The organism is Anaerotruncus sp. AF02-27 (assembly GCF_003465835.1).
GTDB classification, from domain to species: Bacteria; Bacillota; Clostridia; order Oscillospirales; family Ruminococcaceae; genus Anaerotruncus; species Anaerotruncus rubiinfantis.
Genome location: NZ_QSBX01000037.1, coordinates 1 through 15254, shown reverse-complemented (window position 1 = coordinate 15254; position 15254 = coordinate 1). Strand labels below are relative to the sequence as shown.

Below are 15254 nucleotides of genomic sequence, written 5' to 3'. Positions count from 1 at the left end.
TCGAAACAAAGCAGGAAGCCGAAAGGCTTCCTGCTTTGTTTTTTCTTGTCTCAAATCCGGCCAAGGCGGCGGTAAGCGCCTAAAAAACGCCCGGGTAAGCGATCCCGAGAAGCGCAACCAGCAGCGGCGCGGTGATGAGGATGAGCAGATTGCCCTGCACGACGGTCTTATTTGCAAAGTCGGGCTCGCAGTCGTACTTTTCGGCAAAGATGCTGTTGAGCGAACCGGACGGCATGGCGCACATCAGGGTGCAGACAATCGAAACAACCGGATCGACCTTTAGAAGCCAGAGGGCTCCGAAGACAAGCAGCGGCATCACAACAAGCCGCGCGATGGATACCGAATAGATGATCCGCTGGCTGAACACTTCATGCAGCCTGCATTCGGTCATGCCCGCGCCGATCACAAGCATTGCGAGCGGGGTGCAGGTGTTTCCCAAAAGATTGAGCCCATCGTTCAGGAAGGCGGGGAATTTGATCTGCAAAAGGCAGATGGCCACCATTGCGAAGGAGGCGAGCGCACAGGGATCAAGCATCGCCGACCGCAGCATCTTGCCGATGCCTTTCCGGGTGCCGGTCAGAAGATAGATCCCGTACGTGAACATGAACAGGTTATACATGATGTTAAAGACCGAACCGTAAAAGATGGCAATCTCTCCGACCAGCACCTGCGCGATCGGGAATCCGACAAACGAAGTGTTCGCAAAGGTGCAAAGGCAGATATAGAGCCCGCGTTTGCGCGGTTCGGGAATCAACTTATGGCCTACGACCGTGAAAATCAGGAAGGAAACCACATAGAAAACGAATGCGGCGGCCAGCACATAAACGATCGTGATTTGCTGCTCCCTGGTGAAGGGAATATTTGCGGACGCAAGGATTGCGCAGGGCAGGCAGAGGGTCAGAATCAGATTTGAAATCCCTTTGCGCATCGGCCCTCCCAGAATCCCCAGTCTGCCCATGAGGTAACCCAGCCCGATCAGCAGGATCAATACCGCGATGCGGTCCAATATGGATGCGATCAAGCATCTCCCTCCCATGTGTCAAATAACAGATTTGCAATAGCCGTAAAAAACGTTACAGGATAACTTTAACAAGGTTGGGGGATGAAGTCAAGAAAAGAAAAAAGAAACCGGGAACCCGCCGGTTGCGGGTTCCCGGTTTGTCTCATTTTGTCTGGTTTCGTCTAGCGGACCATGCAGAACTGCTTGAGCGCGAAATGCTTCTGGACAATCTCAAAAAGCCGGAAGCCATAATGCTCATACATCCCGACATTTTTCTCATTGTGGGTTTCGAGCGACAGCGCCATCCGGTGCGCGTCCGCGTACTGGATCACCGTCTGCATCAGTTTGGTGGCGATACCTTTGCCGCGCATCGAAGGGCGGACGGCAAAATAGATGATGTGCATACGGCGGTCGGTGCCAATGTCCTCGGTCCATTCCGAATTGAGGTATTCCTTGCCTTTGATGAAGTTCCAGAGCGTTTCGAGGGACGCTCCGTCGCGCAGCAGGTAAGCGCCCGATTTCAGGGCGTAATAGAGTTCCACGGCATAATACTTGATCGGGTTGTAAGGTTCGGTCTCATCCGAGACGATGATGATGCCGTTCAGATCCTTGCTGTCCGCAAAAATCTCACAGTTTTCAAACAGTTCATCCAGGTCACAGCTGAAAAGCTCCGGCAGCAGTTTTTGACGTACCTTTTTTTCCGGGATCAGCTGGCAATAGAGAGGGTCCTTGCTGAAGCATTCGGTCAGAAGGCCGTTCAGCTTTTCGATATCCCTTTTCTCCACGCGGTATAGTTGGTCGGTTTTCAAAATTTCACTCACCTTTATCAATTTACCGATTTGGATGTTCGTTGGCTTGGTGAGTAATGCTAGTTCATAATTCCACCCCTGGTTCTGTTCTGCGCCATAATATGCGCGGCTTTTTTGCCGGATGGAACTGTGACCTTGGATTGTTTTCATTGTATACCTTGCACAATTATTTTGCAAACTGGTTGTAACCCGACCGGCCGCGCGGAGTTGCAATTGCCCGGAACCTCCTGCTTGCAATTTTCCGAATGCTTTTAATTTCTCGTGTTTGCGTCGTTTTTCTCAAGATTTCACAAGTTTCTCCAATTTTCGAGCCAGGGCTTTGATAACACATTGTTCGTGGAGCAAGCTCTGCCGGTACAGTTCCTGCTGGGATGCAATCTGCTCTTTTACTGCGCGGATTTCAGCGGTAAAGTCCGCTTGGGGATCGTCCCGCTTGGACATGAGCGATCGCATTGTCCCAAACAGCGCGCAAAGTCCCGGAACCCGCCCCGCGCCCCACATGAGCCGCTCAGGCGGCTGCTGCAGGACATAATCGACAAAGTGGCGGCAGGTCTGTTCATCAAAATAGCAGGCGTACCAGTTGGTATCTACCCGGATGAGCCAACAGTCAAGCGCGCGTGCCGCGTCGCCGGCTTTGAGCGCCTCCAGAGCGCCCGCAAGCAGGGCCAGATTGCGTTGGGCATACGCGTGCGGGAAAAGCACCTCATCGTGCCATCCGAGCCGTACAAGGCCGTCCTCACAGTGCTTGAAGGCGTCGAGCAGTCTTTGGCTCAGTTCGCGCGAGCCGCGATAAAGGATTTCAGCGGTGGCATAGTCTCCGTCGTCGAGCGCGTCGGCATAGCGGTGATTGAGGCCCTGCACCAGGCTGCGGCAAAGCGCCGCCTGGGTGTCCGCCGCATCGAGCGCGGCGGACAGCAGCGCTGTTTCGGCGCTGCTGCAGGGTCCCTGGGCAAGGCTGTCCCGCAGCGCGGAAAGGCGCGGCATAAAGTCAAGAGGCGGGACGGCACAGCGGTCAAACCAAAGCAGCAGGCAGCCGTAAAGCGCATGGTGGAACCGGTAGATTTCCGGGTCGTACGCGTCGTCGTTGTCGAATTGGGAATGGTAGTGAGTTTCCATGAAGCTGCCTTCGGCAAAGTCGTTGACCAGCGAGGGAATCCCGGCAATCGACATCGAAAAATCGTCCGACCAGGTAAGCGCCGGGCTGGCGACCGAAAGCCCGTCCGGGAACAGGTGGGTGACGTCCGGGACGGCCGCGGCAAAGGACTGCAAAAACGGCTGCAGTTCCCAAACGCAGCGGATCACGTCCTGTGTGTCATGCGCATAAGCGGGCAGCTCAAAATTGATGTCGGCAATCACTTTGCCGGCCCATTCGGGATGAACCCGGAAGACCTGATTGTAGGCGCCGGTCGACCAGTCATACTTGCTGTTTGAAACGCCCCACTCCTCGGCGGCCAGCGCGCAGAAAACAAGGGTCTTTTCCGGGCGGTAGCCGCTCTTTACAACTGCCTTTGCAATGCCCATCATCAGGGCCACCGCGGCATTGTCGTCCTGGAATCCGGAGAAGTAGCTGTCATAGTGAGCGCTGACAAGTACCATCGCATCCGGATCGCGTCCGGGTATTCTCCCAACGATGTTGTAGGAGATGCCGTCAAACCCGACGACCGATTTGGCGTCAAAGGAAACGGCCGCTTCACCGCCGCGCGTCATAAGCCAGGCCTTGAGGACGCGCGCGTCCGCCTGCGAAAGCGAGAAAGCGGGCGCATCCGCGACCGAGCAGATATTCTGGGCGTTGAGCGCGGCGGAATCGACCTCGCCGTAGCCGTTCTGCTGTACGGCGATCACCGCCGCCGCTCCGCGCAGATGCGCCTGATAGACCGGATAGCTGATCCACCATTCGTCCCGCTGGTTGATATCAATGAGCACCAGCTTACCTTCCACATTGAGGCCGGAAAGTTCGCTTTCGGTACCCTTCCCGGCGTAGAGAATCGAAAAATCCTTCGGGCCGTGGGTGTTAAAATTGGTCTGGTAGCCGCCAAGCTCAAATTGGTGAGTGCCGCTTTCGTCTGTAAAGGAAAGCCGGGCGCGTTCAAATTCCCAGGTGTCAAGGGTGAATGGGTCTTTGACAACTTCCTGCAGGCCGATCCGGCGCATCTCATGAAAAAGCATCTCGCCGGTTTCAAACTCGGCCCTGGAACCGGCGGTGCGGTAGCCGAGCGCCGGATTTGACCGGAACTGCTCCATCGACTTTGCCAGCTGGTAGGAGTAATCGATATCCATTGTGGAGAGATATGCTTCTTGAGCCTGCGCAAGAGTCATATACGGTCACTTCCTGTTTCATTGAGTTGGTAGACGGCCTTTGCGTTTTCGCAGGTAGCGTCGAGCAGCTCCTGTGTGGAGACGCCTTTGATTTCGGCGAGCCGTTCGGCGGTATAGGTGATATGGGCGGAGTCACAGCGCCTGCCGCGAAACGGTTCCGGCGTCATATACGGGCAGTCGGTCTCGACCAACAGGCGGTCGAGCGGCACCGCCGCTGCCGCCTCCACTGTCTTGCGGGCGTTTTTGAAGGTCACCGCGCCTCCGAACGCGATATACATGCCGAGCCGGAGGATCTCTTTGGCCATTTCGGCGCTGCCGGAATAACAATGCAGGATGCCTTTGGGCCGGTAACGGCGCAAAAGCTCCATCGTGTCCGCGTGCGCCTCCCGGTCATGCACGACGATCGGCATGCCAAGATCGTTCGCAAGTTGGATCTGTGCCGCAAAAACCTCCTGCTGGGTGTCGCGCGGCGAGAAATCGTAGTGGTAATCAAGGCCGATTTCCCCGATGGCGACGACCTTCGGATGCTTGCTCCACGCGGCGAGCGACGCAAGATCGGCAGGGGTGAATTCGTCCGCCGCATGCGGATGGATGCCCACGGCGCAGTAGAGGTAATCGTACTGTTCGGCGAGTGCCATTCCGGTCCGGGCGGTTTTCATGTCGCTTGCGGCGTTCACCACGCCGCAGACCCCCTTCTTTGGCAATGCGGTGAGCACCTCGTGCCGGTCGGGATCGAACCGCTCGTCGTCGTAATGCGCGTGGGTGTCAAAGATGTTCTGGTACATGCAAAGACCTCCAAAAGTTGGGCCGCCGCAAAATGCATCGCGGCGGCCAAGTCTTTGGGGGATTTTTCTCTTGTAAAAATCCCCCAAACCCCTAAAATATGCTTCACAGGATCAGATTCTTGCGCGCTGCGGCGCGCGCATCAGGGCGCCGCCCTGACAACCCGCAACCTTTTGAAAAAGGTTGAAGCAAACTTTTTTCAATGATCGGTTGAGACCCAAAGACAGTCAAAACCTTTCAGCGGACGGTCGAGCCGCAGGGGACCGCGTCGTCCACGAAGATGACTTTCACGTCGTTTTCCCCCGCGTCGGCCGCGAGGATCATGCCGTTACTCTCCACACCGCGCAGCTTGGCGGGCTTGAGGTTCGCGACCACAATCACTTTTTTACCGACCAGTGCGTCCGGCTCATACCAGGGATGGATACCCGAAACAACCTGGCGGCCGGTTTCGGTCCCGTCATCGAGCTGAAGCTTGAGCAGCTTGTCCGCCTTCGGGACCGGCTCGCAGGCAACCACCTTCGCAATGCGCAGCTGAACCTTGGCGAAATCGTCGATCGCAATGAGCGACGTAACCCCCTCGGTCTGCTTCGGAGTCTCCTGCTTGGCGGGGGCGGCTTTCGGTTCCTGCTTGGGCGCGGGTTTTGCAGCCTCGAGCGCGGCGAGTTCCTTTGCAACGTCGATGCGCGGGAAGAGCCCTTCGCCCTTATGGACGGTCACATTTGCGGGCAGCAGCCCGAACGTTCCGGCGGATTCGTAGGAGGTGATGCCGTCCGCGGCTCCGATCTGTGCAAAGATCTTCGGCGCGGTGGCGGGCATAAACGGGGTGAGCAGGATACCGCAGATACGCACGCATTCGAGCAGGTTATAGAGTACCGTGGCGAGGCGGGGATTGTTGGCTTCGTCCTTTGCAAGCACCCATGGCGCGGTTTCGTCGATGTACTTGTTGGTGCGGGAGATGAGCTTAAAGACTTCGATCAGAGCGTTTTGGAATGCGTAGGATTCCATCTGCGTCTCGAAATTTTCCTTGAGCGCCTTTGCCATGCCGATGATTTCATCATCAAGCGGCTCGGCTTTGCGCTGCGCGGGGAGCGTGCCGCCGAAGTATTTTTCCGCCATCGCGACCGAGCGGGAAACAAGGTTTCCCAAATCGTTGGCGAGGTCGGCGTTGATCCGGTTGATGAGCCCTTCGTTCGAGAACAGCCCGTCCGAACCGAACGGGAATTCCCGCAACAGGAAATAGCGGATGGCGTCCACGCCGTAGCGTTCGACCAGCACGACCGGATCGACCACATTGCCTTTGGATTTGCTCATCTTGCCGCCTTCGAGCAGCAGCCAGCCATGGCCGAAAACCTTTTTCGGCAGGGGCAGGTCGAGCGCCATCAGCATGGCCGGCCAGATAATCGTGTGGAAGCGCATGATCTCCTTGCCGACAAAATGTACGTCGGCGGGCCAATATTTTTCAAAATCGTGATATTTTTCGTTGCCGTAGCCAAGCGCGGTGATGTAGTTCGAAAGCGCGTCGACCCAGACATAGACGACATGCTTCGGATCAAAGGTGACAGGCACGCCCCATTTGAAGGTGGTTCGGGAAACACAGAGATCCTCAAGGCCGGGTTTGATAAAGTTATTCACCATTTCATTCATGCGGCTTTCCGGCTCCATGAAATGGGGATTGTCCTCGTAAAGCTTGATGAGCTTCTCCTGAAAGGCGGAAAGTTTAAAGAAATAGGCTTCCTCCTCGGCGTCGACCACATCGCGTCCGCAGTCGGGACATTTGCCGTCCTGGAGCTGGCTTTCCGTCCAGAAAGATTCGCACGGGGTGCAGTATTTGCCCTTGTACGAGCCCTTATAGATATAGCCCTTGTCGTAGAGCGCCTTAAAAATCTTCTGTACGGATTCCTCGTGATAGTCGTCGGTGGTTCGGATAAAACGGTCGTTTGAAATATTTAAAAGTTTCCACAGCTCCTTGATTCCCGCCACCACGTTGTCAACATACTGCTGCGGCGTAACGCCCGCGGCCTCGGCCTTCTGTTCAATCTTCTGGCCATGTTCGTCGGTGCCGGTCAGGAACATCACGTCAAAGCCCTGCATTCGTTTGTAACGCGCCATCACGTCGGTGGCGACAGTGCAGTAGCTGTGCCCGATGTGCAGCTTGTCCGAAGGGTAATAGATCGGTGTCGTGATATAAAAGGTCTTTCCAGTTCCATCCATGTGGATTTCCTCCTCGAATGCAGTTAGTTTGGTGATAATAATATAGTATACCACAAAAAGAGCGGAATGAACAGTTCCTTCCACTCTTTTTGCCTTTTTCTTGCACTCTGCGGACGAAAGAGCTGTCCTTACAATCCCATGGTATTTTCCATTCCGCGGCGGCGTAACCGGTGGAGGCCGTACAGTTATTTTTCAGAATGCGCCAGCGCGGCGGCAACAAAGCTTGCGAAGAGCGGATGCGGGCGGTTTGGGCGGGACTTGAATTCAGGATGGAACTGTACGCCGACAAACCAGGGATGTCCGGGAATCTCGACGATTTCGACCAGTTTCTGATCCGGGGAAAGTCCGGAAATTTTCATGCCGTGTTCTTCAAAGTCCCTGCGGTAAAGATTATTGAACTCATAGCGGTGACGGTGCCGTTCATAGATGAGCTCGTCGGAATAGGACGAACGGGCGATGCTGCCTTCTGCGAGTTTGCAGGGATAAAGTCCAAGCCGCATGGTGCCGCCTTTGTCGGTGATCTCCTGCTGTTCGGCCATGATGTGGATGACCGGGTAGGGAGGCTGCACATCGAATTCAGCGGAGTTGGCGCCTTCAAAATGCAGCACATTGCGGGCGAATTCGATGACCGAAATCTGCATGCCAAGACAGATTCCGAAGTAGGGGATTTTATTGACGCGGGCATACTGTGCGGCGGCGATTTTGCCTTCGATGCCGCGGTCGCCAAAGCCGCCGGGGATGAGGATACCGCTGCATCCAGCGAGCATTTCGGCGGCATTTTCGGCAGTGACCTCCTCCGAGCTGATCAGTTTGACCTGCACTTTCGAATCGTTATAGATGCCCGCGTGTTTGAGCGATTCCGCAATGGAGATATAAGCATCCGGAAGCGCGACATATTTGCCGACCACGCCGATAGTGACAGCTCTGTAGGCGTTCTTGAGCCGTTTTACCATGTCGGACCATTCCACGAGGTCCGGTCTGCGGTTTTCGAGTCCCAGATGGTGGCATACCGCGTCCGCAAGCCCTTCCTGTTCGAGCATGAGCGGCGCTTCGTAAAGGGTCGGCAGGGTGAGGTTCTGGATGATGTCCTCCTTGCGGACATTGCAGAACAATGCGAGCTTCTGCCGCATATCCTCCGGGATTTCCATGTCCGCGCGACAGACCAGGATGTTCGGCTGGATACCCTGGCGGAGCAGTTCCTTGACACTGTGCTGGGTCGGTTTGGATTTCAGCTCGTTTGAGCCGGAGATGTACGGCACCAGCGTCACATGGATATAGATGGCGTTCTCCTTGCCCGCTTCATTGACAAACTGACGGATCGATTCAAGGAAAGGCAGGCTTTCAATATCTCCGACCGTACCGCCGATCTCGGTGATGACCACATCCGAGCCGGTGCTGCCCATCCGGTAGATCCGCTCCTTGATCTCATTGGTGATGTGCGGGATGACTTGTACGGTACCCCCAAGGTAATCCCCATGGCGCTCTTTATGAATGACCGAGCCATAAACTTTTCCGGTGGTGATATTCGAGTTGACTGAAAGGTTTTCGTCGATGAACCGCTCGTAATGCCCAAGATCGAGGTCGGTTTCAGCGCCGTCGTCGGTGACAAAAACCTCCCCGTGCTGGTACGGGCTCATGGTGCCGGGATCGACATTTATGTAAGGGTCGAATTTCTGCATGGTGACGCTGTAGCCGCGCGCTTTGAGCAGCCTTCCGAGGGATGCGGCGGTGATGCCTTTGCCGAGACCTGAGACGACGCCGCCTGTGACGAATACATACTTGGTTGCCATAATCCTAACCTCCAAACTTTAATCGGAAAAACAAAAACACCGCACATCCAAACCGTGCAACGAGTGGGGGAATCTGCTATCCGGAGTATGGGCAAAGAATCTCAAAAAGATACTTCGCCCATACTCTGGGCCTGCATTTTCCGCTTCCCCATTGAAGCGCGTTTCGCATATGCGGTGTGTATTTAGATTTTTTGTTGCGCCTTATCCAAAAGCTGGCGCTTCAGGCGCCGGGCCGGGCAGCGCGTCATTTGTGGTACAGCTTCTTGGTCTGATACTGGGGTTCGCTCGTCAGGTTAATACCGAGCTTTTTGAAGATATTGCGGTCGATCTGTGAAAGAATGACCGAGGAATGCGCCTCACAGCCACGCAGTTTGCCGAGCTGCTCCATCGCGAGCTTGGCGGTCGGGCTGGTGGCGGCGGAAATCGAAAGGGCAATGAGCGTTTCGTCGGTGTGCAGCCGCGGGTTGCGGTTGCCGAGATGGTCGACCTTGAGATGCTGGATTGGCTCGATGATAATTGGGGAGATCAGGTGGATATTGTGTCCGATGCCGCCCAGGTATTTGAGAGCATTGAGCAGAGCGGCTGAGGAAGCGCCCAACAGGGAGGAGGTCTTTCCAGTGATGAGGGTGCCGTCCGGCAGTTCGATGGCGGCGGCGGGCATGCCTGTTTCAGCGGCGCGCCCGTTGGCGGCCTGGATCACCGGACGGTCAGCCGCGCTGATCCCAGCCTGGTTCATCAGCAGTTCCAGCCGGTAAGCGCTGCCTTCTTCCGCAAGGCCCATGCGCTGGTCGCAAAGCGCCTGATAGTACCGGCGGATGATCTCCTGCCGGCAAGCCGCGCAAACCGCGTCGTCATCGACAATGCACATCCCGGCCATATTGACGCCCATATCGGTGGGGGATTTATAGGGGCTCTCGCCTGCGATCCGGGTGAGGATGGCGTTTAAAACCGGGAAGATTTCCACATCGCGGTTATAGTTGACGGTGGTCTTTCCATACGCCTCCAGATGGAACGGGTCGATCATGTTCATATCGCCCAGATCGGCGGTCGCGGCCTCGTAAGCGAGGTTGACCGGATGCTTGAGCGGCAGGTTCCAGATCGGGAAGGTTTCAAACTTGGAATAGCCCGCTTTGACCCCGCGTTTATATTCATGGTAGAGCTGGGAGAGACAGACTGCCATCTTGCCGCTGCCGGGGCCGGGCGCGGTGACGACCACCAGCGGATGGGTCGTCTCGATATACTCATTCTTGCCGTAGCCGTCGTCGCTGACAATGAGCGGGATGTTGGACGGATATCCGGCGATCGGATAGTGCAGATAGACCTTCACGCCGAGATGCTCGAGCCGGCGCTTGAAGGCTTCGGCGGCGGGCTGTCCGGCAAACTGCGCGATAACCACGCTGCCGACAAAAAGGCCGATGGCGCGGAACGCGTCGATAAGGCGCAGAACGTCCACATCGTAAGTGATGCCAAGATCGCCGCGCACCTTGTTTTTTTCAATGTCGGAGGCATTGATGACGATGACGATTTCGGCACTGTCCTTCATCTGAAGCAGCATCTTCATCTTGCTGTCCGGCGCGAAACCGGGCAACACGCGGGAGGCATGGAAATCGTCGAAAAGTTTCCCGCCGAATTCGAGATAAAGCTTGTTGCCGGAAGCGGAAATCCGCTGGCGGATGTGCTCCGATTGAAGCTTCAGATATTTTTCGTTGTCAAAACCGACCCTGTGCACACGCTCCGCCTCCCGCAATGATTGCCGTCCGGAAAAAGATAACCCCCGTCCGGCAGCATTTCAAATCCTTTAACACATTTTTTTATTCTACCTGTTTTTGGCTAGAATTGCAATATGGAAAGTGTTGAAAGTTTGGGAAGAATGGCAAAAAGTTTTTATATCCGGCGAAAACAGCCGCGCATCCGATGGAAAACGGACGCGCGGCCAGAATTTGTTCCGGGAATCTTCAGCGCAGCGGCGGAACGGCGGCGTCGCACAGCGCAATACGCAGCGTGGAAAAACGATCGGACAGATATTCCGCCGCAGTGCTTTCAACCGCCTCCGGCGCCGACGGGTCATCCTTGGCGTCGATGGTGAAAAGGACGGTGGTTCCTTTATTTTCCTCGCTGATCAAAGTGATGGTGCCGCCCAGCGCGGCGACACAGGACTTGGCGATGGCAAGCCCCAAGCCGTTGCCGGTGAAAGGCTGGCCGGACGGGTCGAAGGAGTAATACGGTTGGAACACGTGCGGCTGCACCTTCGCGGGGATGCCGCGCCCGCGGTCCACGATTGAAACGCTCACATAACTGCGGATTTTGCGGACCTTGACTTCGATCACATTGTCCGGACGGGTATACCGCATGGAATTGGAGAGGATATTGTGGATCGCCATCGAAAGCTTGGCAAGGTCGCAGGAGATGACAAGCGGTTCGGTTGGGATGGAAAAGGTCAGAGGGATGCCGGCGCTTTCCGAAATCCGGGCGGCAGCCTCAAAGAGTTCGCGCAGATAGCCGAAAATCTCAACGCGGCGGGGAAGGGAGGGCCAAAGCCCCTGGGAAAGCCGGGTATAAGTGGTCATCCAGTCGCAGGCGCGCAGGATCAAATAGGCATTTTGATTGATCGATTGCAGGTATTCGAGGCTTTTGCCCCGCTGCTGTTCATCCTGCTGCTCGGCGTTTTGCCGCAGCAGGGAAAGCGATGAGAAAATCGCGGTGAGCGGAACACGGTACTGCGAGCCGAACGCGGAAAGCGCGAGCGCCGTGCCTTCCGGATGCAGGCCGGTGCCCTGGCGGGTGAAGAAAGAGGGCTGTACCAGATAGCGGGCATGGCCCGATTGGTCGGGCAGAGGAAGGACCGTCACCGAACGCTGCAGAAACATGGCGTCATTGACGGTGGAAAATACGCCGTGGGCGTCAATTTCCCCTCTGATCTGATCGAAATCATACCCGTCCAGCAGGACATGAACCCCGTCCGGCAGGCTGAGACAGGGCTGCGAAGTGCGGGCGGCCTCGCTGCTCCAGATGATGTTGAAATTCTCATCGGTGAAAACATAAGGAAGGCCGGCTGTGGATGCCATTTGAACCAGCCGGTCAAGAAACTGATCGTTTTGCAGACTCGTATCCATCGTACTTCCCCTTCAAACGGATTGATATAAATTATCTTTTGGAGGATTTGCCGGGTTATGTGCTAGGAACGACAGCCTAATACTGGAAAGGGCAGGAACTGTTTTCGACAGAATTCGACATTAGATAGTCTCATTATTATAGTATAAAGATTGGTTGTTTTCAATAAAAACCCATGTATAAAAAATGGTGGATTGAGAAAAATAAAGAAAATCGTTTATTCTTTGACAAAATTGTTGTAGTTTTCCTGAAAGTGTATTAAAATAGGAGCATATCAAAATATAGGAGGTCGTATTCCAATGGCAATTAAAGTTGGTATCAACGGTTTTGGCCGCATCGGACGGCTTGTATTCCGCGCTGGTTTGGATAACCCGAACATCGAATTTGTCGGCGTCAATGACCCGTTCATGACTCCGGATTATTGCGCTTACATGCTGCGTTATGACACTGTGCACGGCCAGTACAAAGGTGAAATCAGCTACACCGACGATGCGATCGTCGTAAACGGCAAGACAGTCAAATTCTACGCGGAGAAAGACCCGGCCTGCATCCCGTGGGGCCAGTGTGGCGCTGATTATGTGGTTGAGTCCACCGGCGTTTTCACCACCATGGAAAAGGCGGAGGCGCATCTGAAAGCAGGCGCCAAGAAAGTCATCATTTCCGCGCCTTCCAAGGACGCCCCGATGTTTGTCATGGGCGTTAACCAGGAGACCTACAAAAAAGAGATGAACATCGTCTCCAACGCCTCCTGCACCACCAACTGCCTGGCGCCTCTGGCGAAAGTCATCAACGACGAGTTTGGCATTGTCGATGGCCTGATGACCACCGTCCATTCCACCACCGGCACCCAGAAGACGGTTGACGGCCCGTCCAAGAAGGACTGGAGAGGCGGCCGCGCCGCTTCCGGCAACATCATTCCGTCCTCCACTGGCGCCGCGAAAGCGGTCGGCAAGGTCATTCCGGAACTCAACGGCAAGCTCACCGGCATGGCGTTCCGCGTTCCGACTCTGGACGTTTCGGTTGTCGACCTGACCGTCAACCTGGCCAAACCCGCTTCCTATGAAGAGATCTGCGCCGCCATCAAGAAGGCTTCCGAGGGTTCCCTGAAGGGTATCTTGGAATATGTCAACGAGGATGTCGTTTCCTCCGACTTCATCGGCGATGCGCATACCTCCATCTTCGACGAGAAAGCCGGCATCGCGCTGACCGACAAGTTTGTCAAGCTGGTTTCCTGGTATGACAACGAGTGGGGCTATTCCAACAAGGTCCTGATGCTCATCCAGCACATGGCTTCCGTTGACGCGAAATAAGAACAGCTTATAGAGCGGATTTACGGCATATTTGCACTGGCTTCCTTTATCGTTTTTGCACCGGCTAGTGGGCTTTTCTTACTGCTGTTGTAACAACGATTCGGAAAATAACCAGAATTAAAAACACCCATTCTCTTGGATTTTGATAAGAGGATGGGTGTTTTTATGTGTCAAAACCGTCTGGAAGAACTTGCTCAAGAATTCTGTTTTTCATGTCGCTGTAAGCGCTGCTTGGAACGTGCCATATCCAATTATCAAAAGCTTTTTGGATACCTGCTGCGCTTTTTGCAAGAGAGCTATAACGCCACAACGCTGGAGGAAGCGCGGCCTGTTTACATTCAAAAGTTTTTTTGGAAAAACTGGAATCAGGCAGAAAGCCACCGGTTGTGAGTGATTTAAAAATATATAAAAAAGACAGTACTACGCAAATGGTAGTACTGTCTTTATAACAGAACTTATTTTTCAAATGTGATTTTGAATAATGGTTATTATTATAATTATAGAGCCTACTAGAAATATTAACCCATACAGAATATAGAGTCTCCTTTTTTTTTAGGATCTTCAAACATTTGGATATACTTATAACGTTCAATTGCAATCATAACTATAATTGTAACATATATAAGTATATCTGTAACCATTAAACGAGCCTCCAATAAACTCAATAATTTTCTATCGGTGAAGCATGCGTTTGTTCAGATGTCTTACTTTAAATCAAGTGCTTTTCGCACTTTTGCCCATATCCCATAATGATACTGGATACCATTTAGCGAGTTGTCGCCATTTCTAAGATTATCGCAAAAATAATAGGTAGCCTTTCCACCGTATTCAATTTTCCATTCTATCATATAGGTTGGGATTGCCTCTGTACGCTCAATTACAAGACAAATTGGCGAGTGCGGTGTAATCTGTTCAAAGGTATGAATGGTTTTATATTTAAGCGCATCATTGATTTCTTCAAACTTCACTTTTTTCAGTTTGGCTTTTCGAATGATTGTATTTTGTGGAATAAACAAATTTTGTGTGCAATATTCGCCAGTGGCCTCCCATGGAGTGACGGGATAATATTGTGGGTACATACCTATCCGATTTTCCAAATCCTCTGTTAAAGGCAGTTCTTCAATTTTTATATTGTCTACCCATTCTTCTCCGCCAAGAAATATCCATACAATTCTGATGATCGTTATGACAATACTTATCATACCAATTGCTGCAAGAAGATTATTAAGCGTATCCCATATATTTGGTTCTAACATGTGCATCGCATCCTAAGTATCCTAATTAAATATCATATTAGCATGATTGCCATCCCAAAGATGGATGTGAGTGATGGCATCTGTACCGGGGCCAATCGTTTTGCTGTGCCGCAGACCATCAGGACGGTAGGCGTAGGTGGTCGGCTTCTTATCTGCAAGAATGCGGATCAACTGGTTAAATCCATTATAGTCTTTTAGCGTGCGTGTGACAACATCTCCGCTGAAAACATTTTTTGCGAAGCCGACTTTGAGAGCCGCTCCGTCCCACAAGGACGGGGTGGCTTTGATTTCTCAAGAGGAGCTTGCCGAGCGCGTACACATGAGCAGGGGACATCTGAGCCATATCGAAGCTCCAAACATGGTGTCATCCTTTTCGATTTCTATTCTATTTGACATCTGCGAAGCGCTTAAAATCCAACTAAAAAATCGCTTCACAGGATCAGATTTCCGCTCGCTGCGGCGAGCGGTTCAGAGCTCCACTCTGAAAACCCGCAAACTTTCGGGAAAGTTTGATCAAAGCTTTCGGTTTTGCTGTGCTGCGAACCTCGGAAGAAGGGGGTACACGGGGGACTGCGAGCTGCAGCGAGCGTTTCGAGCGCAACCGCCATCGGCGGCTCTTAGTGTGAGATGGCCGCCGGCCTTCCGCCCGTGGCGCGCGACGGCGAGCG

At 53.7% G+C, this 15254-nt stretch carries 12 protein-coding genes; 3 read left to right on the top strand and 9 right to left on the bottom strand.

The features are described 5' to 3' along the window. Window positions 1–79: 79 nt before the first annotated feature. From DWV16_RS17315 to DWV16_RS17280, 8 genes are all read right to left on the bottom strand, one after another. Complete coding sequence (locus DWV16_RS17315; protein ID WP_158572962.1) at window positions 80–1021, bottom strand: AEC family transporter; 942 nt, start codon at window positions 1019–1021, stop codon at window positions 80–82. Window positions 1022–1182: 161 nt separating this feature from the next. After that, a complete protein-coding gene (locus DWV16_RS17310) occupies window positions 1183–1809 on the bottom strand; it encodes an N-acetyltransferase (RefSeq protein ID WP_118480630.1) in 627 nt (208 codons plus the stop codon). Window positions 1810–2088: 279 nt separating this feature from the next. Further along, window positions 2089–4125: a M28 family peptidase gene (locus tag DWV16_RS17305; protein WP_118480628.1), complete on the bottom strand. Its 2037-nt coding sequence runs from the start codon at window positions 4123–4125 to the stop codon at window positions 2089–2091. Then, window positions 4122–4910 (bottom strand): TatD family hydrolase, encoded by a 789-nt coding sequence (locus DWV16_RS17300; RefSeq protein WP_118480626.1) that lies wholly within the window; start codon window positions 4908–4910, stop codon window positions 4122–4124. Before DWV16_RS17300 ends, DWV16_RS17305 begins: the two co-directional genes overlap by 4 nt. A gap of 235 nt (window positions 4911–5145) precedes the next feature. Next, window positions 5146–7119 carry a methionine--tRNA ligase gene (gene metG, locus DWV16_RS17295; protein WP_118480624.1) on the bottom strand — a complete coding sequence of 658 codons (1974 nt, stop codon included), beginning with the start codon at window positions 7117–7119 and terminating at the stop codon, window positions 5146–5148. A 185-nt stretch (window positions 7120–7304) separates the two neighbouring features. Next, window positions 7305–8909 carry a CTP synthase gene (locus tag DWV16_RS17290; protein WP_118480622.1) on the bottom strand — a complete coding sequence of 535 codons (1605 nt, stop codon included), beginning with the start codon at window positions 8907–8909 and terminating at the stop codon, window positions 7305–7307. A 244-nt stretch (window positions 8910–9153) separates the two neighbouring features. Beyond that, window positions 9154–10638: a DUF1846 domain-containing protein gene (locus tag DWV16_RS17285; RefSeq protein ID WP_066453056.1), complete on the bottom strand. Its 1485-nt coding sequence runs from the start codon at window positions 10636–10638 to the stop codon at window positions 9154–9156. A gap of 226 nt (window positions 10639–10864) precedes the next feature. After that, window positions 10865–12022 (bottom strand): sensor histidine kinase KdpD, encoded by a 1158-nt coding sequence (locus DWV16_RS17280; RefSeq protein ID WP_118480620.1) that lies wholly within the window; start codon window positions 12020–12022, stop codon window positions 10865–10867. A gap of 297 nt (window positions 12023–12319) precedes the next feature. Between DWV16_RS17280 and gap the strand changes: the two genes are divergently transcribed. Continuing rightward, complete coding sequence (gene gap / locus DWV16_RS17275; RefSeq protein WP_066453059.1) at window positions 12320–13330, top strand: type I glyceraldehyde-3-phosphate dehydrogenase; 1011 nt, start codon at window positions 12320–12322, stop codon at window positions 13328–13330. A gap of 165 nt (window positions 13331–13495) precedes the next feature. Then, window positions 13496–13720, top strand: coding sequence for a hypothetical protein (locus DWV16_RS17270; RefSeq protein WP_118480618.1), 225 nt, complete (start codon window positions 13496–13498; stop codon window positions 13718–13720). Between the two features lie 314 nt (window positions 13721–14034). Here DWV16_RS17270 and DWV16_RS17265 read toward each other — a convergent pair whose 3' ends face one another. Beyond that, the gene (locus tag DWV16_RS17265) at window positions 14035–14586 is read right to left on the bottom strand and encodes a hypothetical protein (RefSeq protein ID WP_118480616.1); all 552 of its coding nucleotides are present in this window, start codon (window positions 14584–14586) and stop codon (window positions 14035–14037) included. A gap of 199 nt (window positions 14587–14785) precedes the next feature. Between DWV16_RS17265 and DWV16_RS19905 the strand changes: the two genes are divergently transcribed. Then, on the top strand, window positions 14786–15254 hold a 469-nt coding region (locus tag DWV16_RS19905; RefSeq protein WP_370219415.1), incomplete at its 3' end, for a helix-turn-helix domain-containing protein.

What these genes read in the sequence shown, in the direction of transcription:
- metG (WP_118480624.1), bottom strand. Translation starts at nt 7,119, where the DNA reads ATGGATGGAACTGGAAAGACCTTTTATATCACGACACCGATCTATTAC.
- DWV16_RS17290 (WP_118480622.1), bottom strand. Translation starts at nt 8,909, where the DNA reads ATGGCAACCAAGTATGTATTCGTCACAGGCGGCGTCGTCTCAGGTCTC.
- DWV16_RS17305 (WP_118480628.1), bottom strand. Translation starts at nt 4,125, where the DNA reads ATGACTCTTGCGCAGGCTCAAGAAGCATATCTCTCCACAATGGATATC.
- DWV16_RS17280 (WP_118480620.1), bottom strand. Translation starts at nt 12,022, where the DNA reads ATGGATACGAGTCTGCAAAACGATCAGTTTCTTGACCGGCTGGTTCAA.
- DWV16_RS17265 (WP_118480616.1), bottom strand. Translation starts at nt 14,586, where the DNA reads ATGTTAGAACCAAATATATGGGATACGCTTAATAATCTTCTTGCAGCA.
- DWV16_RS17300 (WP_118480626.1), bottom strand. Translation starts at nt 4,910, where the DNA reads ATGTACCAGAACATCTTTGACACCCACGCGCATTACGACGACGAGCGG.
- gap (WP_066453059.1), top strand. Translation starts at nt 12,320, where the DNA reads ATGGCAATTAAAGTTGGTATCAACGGTTTTGGCCGCATCGGACGGCTT.
- DWV16_RS17270 (WP_118480618.1), top strand. Translation starts at nt 13,496, where the DNA reads ATGTGTCAAAACCGTCTGGAAGAACTTGCTCAAGAATTCTGTTTTTCA.